The 13,844-nt window shown below is 41.2% G+C and carries 11 protein-coding genes; 2 read left to right on the top strand and 9 right to left on the bottom strand.

Going from position 1 to position 13,844, the window contains the following annotated elements:
- Positions 1–457: 457 nt before the first annotated feature.
- Positions 458–679, top strand: a complete 222-nt coding sequence (locus LC608_RS32030; RefSeq protein WP_229557416.1) for a hypothetical protein — start codon at positions 458–460, stop codon at positions 677–679.
- 376 nt (positions 680–1,055) lie between these two features.
- Here the strand turns inward: LC608_RS32030 and LC608_RS32020 are convergent, their stop codons facing one another.
- The 7 genes from LC608_RS32020 to LC608_RS32000 all read right to left on the bottom strand — a co-directional run bounded on the left by LC608_RS32020 (position 1,056) and on the right by LC608_RS32000 (position 10,138).
- Positions 1,056–1,634: a hypothetical protein gene (locus tag LC608_RS32020; protein WP_229557415.1), complete on the bottom strand. Its 579-nt coding sequence runs from the start codon at positions 1,632–1,634 to the stop codon at positions 1,056–1,058.
- Between the two features lie 103 nt (positions 1,635–1,737).
- A complete protein-coding gene (locus LC608_RS32015) occupies positions 1,738–2,286 on the bottom strand; it encodes a DM9 repeat-containing protein (protein WP_229557414.1) in 549 nt (182 codons plus the stop codon).
- A gap of 89 nt (positions 2,287–2,375) precedes the next feature.
- The gene (locus tag LC608_RS37055) at positions 2,376–2,504 is read right to left on the bottom strand and encodes a hypothetical protein (protein WP_267871285.1); all 129 of its coding nucleotides are present in this window, start codon (positions 2,502–2,504) and stop codon (positions 2,376–2,378) included.
- A 66-nt stretch (positions 2,505–2,570) separates the two neighbouring features.
- Entirely contained in the window at positions 2,571–2,696 is a 126-nt protein-coding gene (locus LC608_RS37050; protein ID WP_267871284.1) for a hypothetical protein, read from the bottom strand.
- A gap of 187 nt (positions 2,697–2,883) precedes the next feature.
- Complete coding sequence (locus LC608_RS32010) at positions 2,884–3,186, bottom strand: hypothetical protein (RefSeq protein WP_229557413.1); 303 nt, start codon at positions 3,184–3,186, stop codon at positions 2,884–2,886.
- A 358-nt stretch (positions 3,187–3,544) separates the two neighbouring features.
- Entirely contained in the window at positions 3,545–6,208 is a 2,664-nt protein-coding gene (locus LC608_RS32005) for a CHAT domain-containing protein (RefSeq protein WP_374108476.1), read from the bottom strand.
- 33 nt (positions 6,209–6,241) lie between these two features.
- Positions 6,242–10,138: a filamentous hemagglutinin N-terminal domain-containing protein gene (locus tag LC608_RS32000; RefSeq protein WP_229557412.1), complete on the bottom strand. Its 3,897-nt coding sequence runs from the start codon at positions 10,136–10,138 to the stop codon at positions 6,242–6,244.
- Positions 10,139–11,202: 1,064 nt separating this feature from the next.
- On the opposite strand from LC608_RS32000, the gene LC608_RS31995 reads away from it, so the two are divergent.
- Positions 11,203–11,397, top strand: a complete 195-nt coding sequence (locus tag LC608_RS31995; RefSeq protein WP_229557411.1) for a hypothetical protein — start codon at positions 11,203–11,205, stop codon at positions 11,395–11,397.
- Positions 11,398–11,637: 240 nt separating this feature from the next.
- Here the strand turns inward: LC608_RS31995 and LC608_RS31990 are convergent, their stop codons facing one another.
- Together LC608_RS31990 and LC608_RS31985 are read right to left on the bottom strand one after the other, a co-directional pair.
- Entirely contained in the window at positions 11,638–12,480 is an 843-nt protein-coding gene (locus tag LC608_RS31990) for a DUF928 domain-containing protein (RefSeq protein ID WP_229557410.1), read from the bottom strand.
- A 60-nt stretch (positions 12,481–12,540) separates the two neighbouring features.
- Entirely contained in the window at positions 12,541–13,764 is a 1,224-nt protein-coding gene (locus LC608_RS31985) for a CHASE2 domain-containing protein (RefSeq protein ID WP_229557409.1), read from the bottom strand.
- Positions 13,765–13,844: the final 80 nt, after the last annotated feature.

Genomic DNA, 13,844 nt, shown 5'->3' with positions numbered 1-13,844 from the left:
CAAGAGGTGTATGATTAATAAAGATTGCCGATTGAATTTAGTAAATCTTTCTTCATATAATTGCATCTAATCTTCATTTGCTCTTTACCCAAAACTGAACTTGACTAACTACTCTGGATATAGACTTTCATTCAAGCACTATATTTAACTCTACAACTTAACGAAACCTTAATGCCTCAAGAAAATTTTCTAGGAGCATTAAGGTTTAATAATTTTGGTTCTTCAGTTTCTGTTATGCAAAATTATTAGTTAGATATTAAAACTAGGTTCGACAATAAAGCTCAAAAGCCCGAATTAGTGCTAAAATCAGAAACATTTTGCCGAAAGTTTGTCTCTTCTGGATAGTTTTTCGCTCTTTTTGCATAAAGTACAAAACTCTAGCTGAAGAGTATTACATAGCGAACGAATTATATAGGACTAGTATTTGATTTCTGAAAAAGATCCGTACATTTGAAAAGTGGCAAAATCAAAGGTAGTGTGTCGGAGAAACTACTCAAACATCCATCCTGAGCGACGAGATTGGGCGATCGCTTACAAAAACGGTGAACAAGTTTTAGTTGTGAAGTCTAGGCAAGTGCAAATCAATAAAGTTACTCTAGAAATATCTCAGGATTTGGAGAATGCGAATTCTAAACTCGATAAAGCTTTAGACAATAATGTTCAAACGCGGACGGGATAATTGTAAAGATAGTTTTTCAAAATTAACCATGAAAATAGATAAATTAGAACAAAAACAAAAAAGTATGAACTAACTTGTTGTAAGCGTATTAGCTCATACTTTCTATTAGAGATTAACCAATAACAGGTGAAGTCAAGTTTAGATTCTTTCCTCTACGATATTGTTGGCTTCCAAGGAATACGCTATCTTCCTATAACCAAATAAACGACAACTATATGTAGATCACGCTTGTTGTTGTAAATTTTAATTAAGTATCCAAATTAGGAGAATTTACCGCGCTTTTCTAAAGTTGTAAGGTCATTTATCTCCTCTTTCTGCACCGTCTTGACAAATGTGTATTTACCTCAATCTCTTATGGATAAGAAATGTCTGCTTTTCAACTATCCCCAAAACCTGCAAGTTTTTTAATTTCTGTGATTTCATTGGCTACTGTATTACTGATAAAGACATCTGAATACTTACAGCTTACTACAGCAGTTCCCTCATTTCTTCCTTTTCCTGTTTTGACAACTTCCCACGATAGCTCTGTATTAGATCTACCAAGCTCCGCGGCACCACCTCCCGTTATGTAGGTTTCTTGTGATACCAATTCAAAATCACCAGGGCAAGTTATTGTTGGCGCAGGACATACTTTTCTTTTACCAGGAGTGCCATTAGTACAACTTTGTCCTAATGTCGTTACTTTGCGAAAGGTTTCGTAATCTTCACGACGCTCTTGCCTAAATTCATCTTCAAGTTGACTTAAATCATTGCTAAATTGTATGAAAACAGCGGGTGTGATAGGTGAAGTTGTGTATTTTTTTGTCAGATCTTCAAATTTTGTTTTATAACTTTCAACATAATTAGTAAAAGGTTCAGGTGGATTGATATTTTGAAAAGAGAAATCTTGAGCAAAGGTTACTACGGGAGAAGAAAGTACTATTAATATTCCAATTATTGTGTAAGAAAGCCTCATTATTTTCTACTCCTTATGAATGATTAGCATTTTCGATAACTACTATTTTTCAGCAATGGCTATGACCGCCAAAAGTATCTCAAAAGTTGTCAGTCTATTGAGTTTAGTTTGCCATCAAAAACTCGAAATTTTTGTCTGTAAATCGGTATTCTGCTCCTCCAAATGGAACGTAGCAGGTTTTAGTCGGCTCATAGTATTTTCCAGGTATATACTCACCTTTGTACTTGGCTCTGCAAACATATAATGTGTTTCCATCATTATCTTGATTGCCGCCCCAAACTCTATCTCTAGAAGATGGCGATTCTCCCCCAGTATTTCTCCAGCTCCAGTTGTTTCCCGTTAGTACACGATACTTGGTATAGCGATATTCTTTATTCCCCCCCGGAATGAAGCAATTATGAGCCTCAGTTAACTTTCCAGGTATATACTTTTGATCATGTATCGCTTGGCAAACATACAGTTTCTTTCCATTCTGACTGCCACCAACAACAGCATTAGTAGGGATATAGTTATTGGTTTTTTTCTTTTCGTAATTTACCCATGAAACACTTGCCAATGCAGGTACTGCTATAGAAACTGCTATTCCAGTTGCTAGAAGTGTAGCGATCCGACTGAATTTCAGCAAACTTACTTTTGTAAAGTTAGTGTTCATCCTTTTATCCTCACTGAGCATTCGTTGCCACTGATTGTTTTTATGACTCTTGGATTTCATAGGAATTCCTACCCAATTGGGGTAATGAATTATGGACTACAGGACATGGCAGAGGGAATAGAAGAACTTTGCTCAGATTGAGCCACAAGAACAACATCACCCTTAGCATTGACAATCCATCCTTGAGCCTCCATAATCCGATCGCTAGATTTAGCCATAGTTGCAGTGGATAATTTATCTGTGGCTGTGTGTTGATTGTGCGGGCAAATCTACCCAACTAGTAATCACTGCTTCCACAACGGTTTGTTAGGGCTTTGGGGTAATCCACCGCGTCCTGTGGCGATAAAGCGACTAGCGTTTTGTCTTCCTCTGGGTGTGCAACCAGAGGGAATTTGTTGGGATGCATCCATAAGGTTAGAGGATAGTTGAATTAAGCCGTGACTGAGGTCAGTATCTGGACTGTTGATAGTTATTTCCCCTCTCAGCTGTGTAATTGTCTCTCACCGCGCAAATAGCAAAATCATCAATTTTAAATTGCTATAACGCTTGGTTTTTAAGCTTTGTAGGGAATGAAACAGCCCAGCATCCTGACTTAAATTAGAGTAGATATCGCGCAAGTTTAGATCCAGCCTTGGCTCCACTCTTGGCTCCACTCTTGGCTCCCCTGAAGATGTCAGTGTCCAAACCTAAGGCACCACCAATAGCACCAACACCAGCACCAACAGCGCCTCCGACAACTGCCGCAGCAGCGCTACCAGGATCTTCCACTACGTCAGTAGCTGTGTCTACGGCATTGGCGACATCGTTGACAATGCTCTTAATGCCCCAACCGCCATTGATGGCAGCTGCTTCTTCAGGGATTAATTCAGTGAACAATTGTTCATGCTGATTGTCGTTCATGTTTTTCTCCTTGATTAAAATTGACTTAAGTTTCGGAAAAAGAAGTTGTTCCCCAGATAGAGGAATAAGTAATCAGGCAATAATTAAATGCCCCATGCAGAGATAATTAAATAAACTTTAATTCAGCTTATTTGCACCTTTTTTGTAGTACTTACTCAATGAACTTCTCTGCATATCACTCTTTACGACGACTTTTAGTTTTTATGCACCGAGAAGAGAAACTTTTTTGAAAAATCTGTAAAATCCTTATGCAGCAAGGAATTAGTTTTTGTCCCTATAGCTGTATAATTAAAATCTGCTATGTTGCAGCTTAAATGCTGATTAGCTTAATTTGACAATACCTGCTTAGCATAATCTGTCAAAGCCAATTACCAACCAATACATAAGCTGCCCAGTAGCCAGGACGACTGTAATTGGGATAATCTTTTAACAACTTTACTTGGGCACGACGCAAGGCTTCAGCCTTTGTCACCTTAGTTTTAACTAACTCACGATAAAATTCACCAATTAAGATAGCAGTAGATTTATCACTGATATGCCATAGTGAAGCCAAGGTACTACGAGCGCCAGCTTTCACGGATACTCCTGCTAGCCCTAGCGTGGCACGATTGTCACCAGTAGCGGTTTGGCAAGCACTCAACACCAGCATTTCCAAGGCTTCTGAGCGAGTTTGATCCCGACGGCGCAGCAGGCTATCAAATTGCGTAACGTTGATCGGCCCATCATTTGCAAGTATAAAAGTATTCTCAACACTGGAGCTAAATTGACCCTGAGTTGCCAGATGTAACACATTAAATGGCACAGTATTCACCTTACTCTCTAGGTTTTTGCTGGTGAAGTCTCGGTCTAATAACTGGGTGGTAGATGCGATTGCTTGGGAAATAGAGTCGAATTCTGATTTAATTTCTGGTAACGGTGGAAATTGCTGTTGAAAGCCTTGTGGTGGTTGGACTAACCCAGCAGCTAGTACATTCAGTTTTGTTTGTGTCAAGGGTTTGGGTGCGAGCAACTGGAGTCCCAAACTGAGTGCTACAGCATATTTTTCTACCAGATATTGCTGACCGTCATACAATATGGACATTGGCACATTTCGCAATACTCCATCCAGTACAAATACAAGGGTTTTGACTCCACTATCTTTTAAATCTGACTCAATTTCTTTGATTAACCACTCATAGACTTCCTGTGATAACGCTTGCACTTCCTCAGTCCGATCGGGTTCTAATAGATACTCTCTGAGTTGTTTTATAGTACCTTCTACCTGATTCTGTGACTTATTTACTGTATAATTACGCAGTGGTTGTTTAGGAATTTTAACAATCACTTGCAGTTGAGTAGGCAGAATAATTGGATAAATAATTGCGGCTGTGGGATTATCTTTATCTACCACGGTGTCAAGCAAAACAGTTTTGGCATTAATGCAAGCTTCACGGAAAAAGTCGTCTAATTCTGCTAATTGCAGTGCTTCAATCCTCTGTCTAGCTTTGTCTAGCGTTGATTCGCTCGGATGAGTTTGCTGAAACTGCAACAATAATTCTACGGACTCTCGATATACAGGTTCTACACTTTCTTTAAAAGAAAACTGGATATCTCGATTCACAACCACTAAGTCACTACGGAGAGTCTGCAACTCACCGATCGCAGTATCATAGCTGGCAATAGCGCCCTCAATCTCTCTTTGCTGTTTTAATAAGCGTCCTAACTGCCAATGCCAACGATAAGCGATATCTGGGGCATTGATTGTTTGGGCTATGGTCAGTGCCTGTTGGGTAAGGTTCTGGGCTATTGACCATTGTTTAGTTTGTTCGTATACACTGCCTAGAGTCCCAAGAGCAAAGCTCTTGGCTCGTTTATCTGCCAAATCTTCAGCTTGTTGCAAGGCTCTCGCGCAGATTTGAGCGATCGCTTGGGGTGTAGTCCCGAATTTCATCAAGCTTTGAGCTAGATTAATCTGTGCATAAATAGTTGTCACAGAAGCAGGTAGTTGTACCAGTTGAGTTTGAATTTGCGGCAATAATGTCTTCACGGCGGTTGTTTGTCCCGTGTTTACTAGCAAGTTCAACTGATTAACTTGAGCCTGAACTTTGGTAATCGAGTTAGGAGCGATCGCAGCAGCTTGCTGATAAAAATGTATTGCACCCTTAAAATCTTGCTGTACTTGTGCCGTGTTGCCTAAACTGAATAAAGCTGCGCTGACATCCTCGGGAGAATCCAATTTTTCGGCAATTGACAAACTTTGCTGTAATACCTGACGGGATTGATTCAAATCTCCGGCTAATTGCAGAGCATTACCGAAAGACCGTAATTCTACTGCTTTACTGACTGAATTAGGTTTTGATTGGAACTCCTGCTGCAATTGAGTCAAGATTGTCAAACCCCGGCGGTAAAATCCCAAAACTTGCCATGCTTGTGCTTGATTAATGCGATCGCGGATAATGCCATTTTGATCGCCTAATTGCTTATAGCTGGCTTCCGCACGTTGCCAGGTGTTAAGTGCCTGTTGGGCTTGTCCCAAGTCTAGTTGAATACTACCTTGAATATCTAGAATTGGAGCCAAAACCTGAAGATTTTGGGAATTAGAAGATTTTTCGAGCAACTTCAAGCTATCTGTAATTGCCTGTTGCGCTGGTGGTAAATTACCCAGTTTTTGATATGCCAACGCCAAATTACTTAATGCTACAGCTTGCTGTAATTCATTGCCTTGGTTGCCAAAACTTTTAACTGCTTGTTGCAAAACTTTAGCCGCTTCTGCAAATTGTCCTGCCTCATACAGCAATTTACTCTGTTGCAGCAAGTCTTGTGTTTGTGTAGGAGGATTTTGAATTGATATTCCAAGAGTTGCGATATTTTGTGTCTTTATAGTTGCAGCAACAGGAAAAGTAATAACGCACAAAAAAGCTGTCATTAGAACCAAGAGAATGAAAACAGGCAGCTTATGGATTTTAAAGGGATGAATCAACCATATATTAAATCCGTCACATATCCGTTGCCACTGATTGTTTTTATGAATCTTGGGTTTCATCGGAATTCCTCCCTTAAATCTTGGAGTAACGAATTATTGACCACAAGACATGGCAAAGGGAATAAAAGAACTTGGCACAGATTGAGCCACAAGCATAATATTACCATTAGCATCAACAATCCACCCTTGAGCCTCCACAATCGGATCGGTAGATTTGGTTATAGATGCAGCAGATAATTTATCCGTGATGGCTGTTGCTTGTGCGGGCAAATGTACCCAACCAGTAATCACTGCTCGTCCCCGCAATGGTTCATTAGGACTTTGGGGTAATCCACCGCGTCCTGTAGCGATAAAACGACTGGCGTTTTGTCGTCCTCTGGGAGTGCAACCTTGAGCAATTTGTCGGGATGCATCTACAAGGTTAGAGGGTAGTTGAATTAAGCCGCGACTAGGGTCAGTATCTGGACTGTTTATAGTTACCTGCCCACTCACTCCCAATTGGGAACTTGCTGTAATGTCGCTTTTTTCGGTTGGGCTTTTTTGCGGAAGAATACCGAAAATACCGTTTGTTGTAATGTCAACTCTACCACCAATTCCTGTAAAGGCGTTGGCGCTGATATCACTATTTTCATTGGGAACTGCGACAATAAATCTTGAGTTGATATTGATGTTACCGCCATTGCCACCTAATTTTTCTGTACCTGCGTTGGTGGAAATTTGACTGTTGCGACGGAGTAAGAGTAAATCGCTGTTGAGGTTGATATTACCCCCGTTACCAGATGCAGATTCGGCGTTGAGCTTGCCTTGGTTGTCTAAGGTAAATTTGGGTGAGTTGACTTCGATATCGCCTGTGATTCCTAAACCTGTGGAACCGACAAATAAGCCACTGTTAGCACCGATATTTAGTACATTGTCAGGAAAGTTAGTAATGCGATCGCTGTAACTAGAGTCAATACCATTAATTATTAGCTGATCGTCAGCATTGACAGTAATTTTACCTGCACGCCCATTGCTTGAGGTAGTGGTGGTGAGTTGTCCGCCGTTGAGTGCTTCAAAAATATTTGCATTTACCGTAATATCGCCACCCTTTTGATTATTTCTAGTGCGTGCATCCAATAACGCGCCGTCGGAGATGCGAAATATATTGCTGTTTACGGTGATATCGCCACCAATGCCAATGGAAGTAGAATCAGTAAATGTGAATAAAGCACTAGAATCTCCGGTTTCTTGATTAGTTCCAGAAACAGTAACCACATTTTTTGCACCCACTGTTACATTCCCCGCATTCCCCACTCCTAAAGTTGAGGCTTGAAGTTGAGCGCCGTCTCGTAATGAGAAGTCACCAGAATCGATGAAAATGTTACCCCCATTCCCAATAGTCCCCGTTTGCACAACGCTGCTAATCACACTGGAAAAATCGTTTTTCTCCCCAGCAATATCAACCCTACCTGTGACTTTAACATTGACATTGCCTGCATCCCCTCTTCCTGCTGGTTGGGTAGCAGATGCACCACGAGTAATAGTTACCAGTTGAGCGCTATTAGTGAGTGACAGTGTTGTAGCATTAATATCGATATTGCCTCCATTACCTACACCTCCTGCTTCCACTGTGCTGAAAATTCTACCATTTGCAAGGTCAACAGCATTTTTTGCACGTACCGTTACATTCCCTGCATTCCCCACTCCTAAAGTTGAGGCATGAAGTTGAGCGCCGTCTCGTAATGAGAAGTCACCAGAATCGATGAAAATGTTACCCCCATTCCCAATAGTCCCCGTTTGCACAACGCTGCTAATCACACTGGAGAAATCGTTTTTCTCCCCAGCAATATCAACCCTACCTGTGACATTCACATTGACATTGCCTGCATCCCCCCGTCCGGCTGGTTGGGTAGCAGATGCTCCACCAGTAATAGTTAACAGTTGAGCGCCATCAGTGAGTGACAGTGTTGTAGCATTAATATCGATATTGCCTCCATTACCTACACCTCCTGCTGACACTGTGCTGAAAATGCTACCATTTGCAAGGTCAACAGCATTTTTTGCACTCACTGTCACATTCCCCGCATTCCCCTCTCCTGAAGTTGAGGCAGAAAGAAAAGCTCCATCTCGTAATGAGAAGTCACCAGAATCGATGGTAATGTTACCCCCATTCTCAACAGTCCCCGTTTCTACATCGCTGCCAATCCCACTGGAAACATTGTTTTTCTTCCCAGCAATATCAACAGCACCTGTGACTTTAACATTGACATTACCTGCATCCCCCCGTCCTGCTGGTTGGGTAGCAGATGCTCCACCAGTAATAGTTAACAGTTGAGCGCCATCAGTGAGTGACAGTGTTGTAGCATTGATGTTAATATTGCCTCCTTTACCTACACCTCCTGCTGACACGTTGCTGTAAATGTAAGCATCTGCAAGGGAAATAGCATTTTTTGCACTCACTGTCACATTCCCCGCATTCCCCTCTCCATAAGTTGAGGCAGAAAGTTGAGCGCTATCTCGTAATGAGAAGTCACCAGAATCGATGAAAATGTTACCCCCATTCCCAACAGTCCCCGTTTGCACAAAGCTGCCAATCCCACTCTCGAAATCGTTTTTCTTCCCAGCAATATCAACCCTACCTGTGACTTTAACATTGACATTGCCTGCATCCCCCCGTCCGGCTGGTTGGGTAGCAGATGCACTACTAGTAACGGTTAGCAATTGAGCGCCATCAGTGAGTGACAGTGTTGTAGCATTGATATTAATATTACCTCCTTTACCTACACCTCCTGCATCCACGGTGCTGAGAATGGCAGCGTTACCTGCAAAGTCAACAGCATTTTTTGCATTCACTGTTACATTCCCTGCATTCCCCACTCCATAAGTTGAGGCAGAAAGTTGAGCGCTATCTCGTAATGAGAAGTCACCAGAATCGATAAAAATGTTACCGCCATTGCCTTTTGAATCCTGACTCACAAGATTGCGAATCCCACTCCCGGAGTCAGCAACTTTGATTTCACCCGTAGCATTAAGCGTGATATCCCCCGCAGTCGCCTCTGGTTGACCCAAACCAGAGGCTATACCAGCAGAAAGCTGACTCCCTGCCACAATATCTATATTGCGGGCATTAATCGCAATATCACCGCCACCAGCAGCTTCTACATACACAAACGCTTTATTGGTAAGTGACACATCTGCACGAGACACATTCAGAGGAAACTTCAAGCTGAGATTATCCCCATTAAAAAGAAGATTGACATTTCCAGGTGCTGCTAACCCTCCTAATTCAACTCTCCCACCATAAGCATTTAACTGGCCGCCATCCATGATGACATTACCACCCACTAGCAGCAAACTTTTACCATCTCCTACTCGTAAACCAGATGCATTAAAACCTGCGGGATCTATTCCTGCTGGTGCGACTGAGTTGTTTTGAATCGGTGCAGCAACAATTTGATTGAAGAACAATGCCGAAGGTTTGACTGTTAGTAATGGCGAAGGAGTCTGAGGATTAGTTGCACTAAATTCTAACCCATTGCCAAACACAAAAGAATTCGCTGTAGTCCCTACAAATGAACCCGCCACATCTAACCGTGAATTGTTCCCAAATAAAATGCCATTAGGATTGAGAAAAAACAAATTTGCACCACCATCCACACCCAAAGTGCCGAGAATATTCGAGACGTTACTTCCCGTCACCCTTGTGAGAATATTGGAGATTCCGGTGGGATTAGCAAAATAAACACGCTGCAACTCTCCGACATTGAATTCCTGGAAACTATGGAACAGGTTTGCACCGCGAACTGCTCCGCCATCAATCCGGTCAGCCGGAAGTCCTTTAATATTAACATCGGGAGTGATTATTGAAGAGCGATCGCCCAATGTCCCATCAGGGGTAATTTGGGCTAAGGCGTGATTTTCACAACAATATATAACATGAGCAAGCACTCCAATAATGCTAAAAACTCTTAATAAATTTGAGTGCCAATTTTTATCTCCATAGATTGCCATGTCACAACTAGCCTCCCTAGCTCATTTCCTACCTGTGAATATCCAATTTCCTTAAGCCACGGCTTCGAGCCACATCTTCAAAGGTTTTCAGCTAGCCGTCTTGATCAATTTTTCTACAATTAATTTCACCAGATATTTTAATTCGATGAGAGGAAAGTTTTTAAAACTTAAAGTTTAGGTAATGGTTCCCAAAAGACAAAGTTATAAATCACTAATCAACCTCGCCTTCCGGAGGAAAAATTGCAGGGCTGTTGTTGTGGGAGAAGTTATGGCATCGAGAAAAAAGCCAAAAACCACCCATATCTGAAGAAGCCGAACTCCAAAAACAGCGATTAAAAGAAAAACGCAAAACCCGAAGAAGGAATCCAGTCGATAATTGCTTCAAGTCAGGTCGCTCCGGGTGGATGTTGAATTGTCCGCTATTTAGCTAAAAGGCGTCATCATACATATTGGTATTACAAACTATAAGCTAACAAACCAATATTTCTCACCAAGACTGATGGTAGAAGTTCTCGATATAAACATTTAGGGAAAGCTGGTAGTCAAGCTTACTTAGATGCTCTTGAGCAAATTACTCGTCAAGGGAAAATTGAAGCGTTAGACCGTGCGGTTTAAATTCTCAATCAGGGTTTAAAAAATTTGCTTGAGGAAACTTCTAAACATAAAAAATCAGATATGTTGTCCGGTAAATTTTCGTCAAAATCCACTGGCGGATAACTTGGAGTAGTCCAGCAAATTTTTGTAAACGCTTGCAGGATGTTTGTAGAAATTTATACACTAGGCTAAAATGCGAGTGTATTTGGCATGGAAGTATTGGGAAGGCCAATGAGCCTAAACTTGAGGTTGCACCTAATGGATAGCGAAAATCCGCTCTCTCAAACTTAGTTCTCTATAAATATTTTTTAAAAAACTTTTCTTCTCTAAGTGCATAAAGGTAAAAACCCATCGTAAAGAGTGATTGTGAGGAGCATCCCAGTTTTGTAAATGTGATGTTTTTGGCTGGTGATCGTCAACCAAACTTAGGAATTACTTTGCAATTAGTAACCCAATTGAAGGAGAAAACTATGAAAGACTTACCACTTTTTACTGATATTACTGTTGGCGAAGAAGAAACAATATCTGGGGGAGGCTGGTTTAAAAAATTAACTGGTATTAGTACACCTGAAGTTTTACAAGATTTAGATAAAACCGTTCGTAAAGAAGTCGATGGGAGTTGGGTGGGAGTTGGTATAACAGCTGCCAAACTACTGTTGTTGTAAAAGCTGCCGAACGACTAATGACGGTATAGTGAGTGGTTTTCATCTAACCCTCCAGGAGACTTTCACCATAACTGGTACTCCAGTTTGGTGATGAGAAGAATGAAGGGTTAGATGATAATAAGCACAACGCCATGTTTCTCGTAGAAAAATTTGCAAGGCATAACCACACTCTTCCACTGCTCGGAAGCTCAAGCAATACAACTCTTGATGCTATCCGGTTAATACATATCATAAAAAATGTTATTTGTCAATATTTGGAGGGCTGGTATCGTTAGCTTGGCAACATTTTATGAGGGGTTGTTTAGCTAAATTCTCTAAATCTACGGATTTGAGCAAATTCATCCACTCTACCGCTAGAGTTGGATCTTGAGGTTTGGCAAGACGTAATTCAGCCAGAGTAGTTAAGGCATCGTACCAAATACCATTCTCAGTATAAAGCTTTACCGATTGCTGAGGAGTTTCTTGCGTCGGGCTATTTACTAATTTAGGATTTAGATTAACCCGTTGCACCCATCCTTCCACATACTCCCCTTCTGGAGGTTGTTGTGGATTGCAAATGATTTTGATCTTAAAAAACCAGTGATACATCTTGTCTACTTGCAATGAGGGAGTAGTTGGGCTTAAAGGAATGCTAATAATTCCTGGTGTTTCTGGGATCGTTACTACTGTTCGGTAAAGAGTTTGACTTAGTTTACCTGACTCATCTTTGACAACAAACTCAATCGAATCAATTAGAGATTTTTGATAGGGGACAAAAAACCAAAAAGTTGGATATTCCTTAGTCGTCAAGCCCCAAACTTTAGTAACAGAAATAGTTTCTGTTTGCCCTTGATTTAATGTCTCTTTGTATACAGGTACAATTGCAATAACAGACTGATTCCCAACACCACAACCACGACTTGCAGCCCCTCCGCGATCGCCTGCTGCACCCCTGTCTGGAGGAGGCGGAGGTGGCGAAAATTTCTTAGGAGTGGCGGCAACTGATGTCATCCAAATCATCATCATTGGAGAATAGCCGATAATTCCCCACAAAGTCATTCCCAATACCGCAATAAATTGTATTTTTTGCCAATAACTTTTCATAAAATCTCCTGACTTATGCCCGATAAACGGCGATTTTCATGCTTCAAATTGGCGTTAATATTAATTTTTAAATTTCATGTTTAAGTAAGTTGTAGCTATTAAACTATTGACTACTAAAGCTAACATAGCAGGAATTAGCGGAACCCAACAACTATATACAATTAAAAATATAAAACAGCTAACGTATAAACTGATAATAGCGATTCCTCCTGCCAAGCTTAAGTAAATGAATCGGTGCAGGTAAGCAGTAAACAAACCGCCTAAAAAAGACCAAACCCAAACCCAAATTACCTCACCCCAAAGCGGCCAAGTCCACAATAGAGGTTGTCCGTCCAAAGTAGCCCTGAGCAGTTGACTGACCATTTGGGCTTGTAAAAATACTCCTGGTATTGCCTGTAATTTTCCTTGAGGAGTGATGTAGGGAGTTAACCAGTAATCACCAAAACTTTCTGCTGTTGTGCCAATAATTACTATTTTGTCTTTGACCGCATTGGCATTTAGCTTACCCCTTAACACTTGTTGTAAGGTCATGCTTGGTGCGATCGCTTCTGGTGAAGGAGAAGAACGATAATTTAATAAGATTTGGTGTCCAAAAGCGTCAACCCCTTGATAACCCCCGGTATGAGCTTCTATTGGTTTAAATGTCACCTTCCCTAATTGCCATGCGCCATCAGGGGTAAATTGCAACCGAATTCCTTTGGTATACAGGTAACGCAGCGCAAGTTGAACATTCAAGGCATAGGGCGCAGTACAAGGAGATGAGGGCGCAGGAGTTAATGCTAACAGATGGCGACGCACAACATTATCTGAATCTATGGCAATATCGCTAAAACCAAGATTCTGTGAAGAAACTTCTGGGGGTGGTTTTACACCTGGTTTTCCGGCTTGAGAATCGCTGAGTTGACACACCCCTACAAAGCGATCACTTTTTCGCATCCTTGCTGCCAATGCTGGATAATCCTTATCCACTGGATAATCTCGGTATATATCCAAACCAATAACTTGTGCTTGATATGCCTCTAATTTTTCTAACAGTTTGGCAAGTGATTTGTCTGACAATGAACCTTGAGGTTTTTCCGGTTTTTGCGCCTGGACATCTTCTTCAGTCACAGTGACAATCAGTAGGCGTGAATCTGGTTTTTCAGGAGGGCGCAAGCGTACTAGTTGGTCAAATGCACTTAACTCTAATGTTTGCAGCACGCCCAAATATCTTACCCCGATTAATATTCCAGTTACTACCCAATACTGCTCGGTTAAGGGAAAATAGATAACGGAATAAATCATAATTTGTTCGCGTGTAATCTACGAGAACAAAAACAACTAAAAAGGTTGCTTGTACCTGAAGGCACTCTCGAAAAATTTAA

This window comes from Nostoc sp. XA010 (genome assembly GCF_020829625.1).
Taxonomy (GTDB): Bacteria; Cyanobacteriota; Cyanobacteriia; order Cyanobacteriales; family Nostocaceae; genus Nostoc.
This window is presented reverse-complemented; position numbering and strand designations above follow the sequence as displayed.

What these genes read in the sequence shown, in the direction of transcription:
- LC608_RS32020 (WP_229557415.1), bottom strand. Translation starts at nt 1,634, where the DNA reads ATGAGGCTTTCTTACACAATAATTGGAATATTAATAGTACTTTCTTCT.
- LC608_RS32015 (WP_229557414.1), bottom strand. Translation starts at nt 2,286, where the DNA reads ATGAACACTAACTTTACAAAAGTAAGTTTGCTGAAATTCAGTCGGATC.
- LC608_RS37055 (WP_267871285.1), bottom strand. Translation starts at nt 2,504, where the DNA reads ATGGCTAAATCTAGCGATCGGATTATGGAGGCTCAAGGATGGATTGTC.
- LC608_RS37050 (WP_267871284.1), bottom strand. Translation starts at nt 2,696, where the DNA reads ATGGATGCATCCCAACAAATTCCCTCTGGTTGCACACCCAGAGGAAGA.
- LC608_RS32010 (WP_229557413.1), bottom strand. Translation starts at nt 3,186, where the DNA reads ATGAACGACAATCAGCATGAACAATTGTTCACTGAATTAATCCCTGAA.
- LC608_RS32005 (WP_374108476.1), bottom strand. Translation starts at nt 6,208, where the DNA reads ATGAAACCCAAGATTCATAAAAACAATCAGTGGCAACGGATATGTGAC.
- LC608_RS32000 (WP_229557412.1), bottom strand. Translation starts at nt 10,138, where the DNA reads ATGGCAATCTATGGAGATAAAAATTGGCACTCAAATTTATTAAGAGTT.
- LC608_RS31995 (WP_229557411.1), top strand. Translation starts at nt 11,203, where the DNA reads ATGAAAGACTTACCACTTTTTACTGATATTACTGTTGGCGAAGAAGAA.
- LC608_RS31990 (WP_229557410.1), bottom strand. Translation starts at nt 12,480, where the DNA reads ATGAAAAGTTATTGGCAAAAAATACAATTTATTGCGGTATTGGGAATG.
- LC608_RS31985 (WP_229557409.1), bottom strand. Translation starts at nt 13,764, where the DNA reads ATGATTTATTCCGTTATCTATTTTCCCTTAACCGAGCAGTATTGGGTA.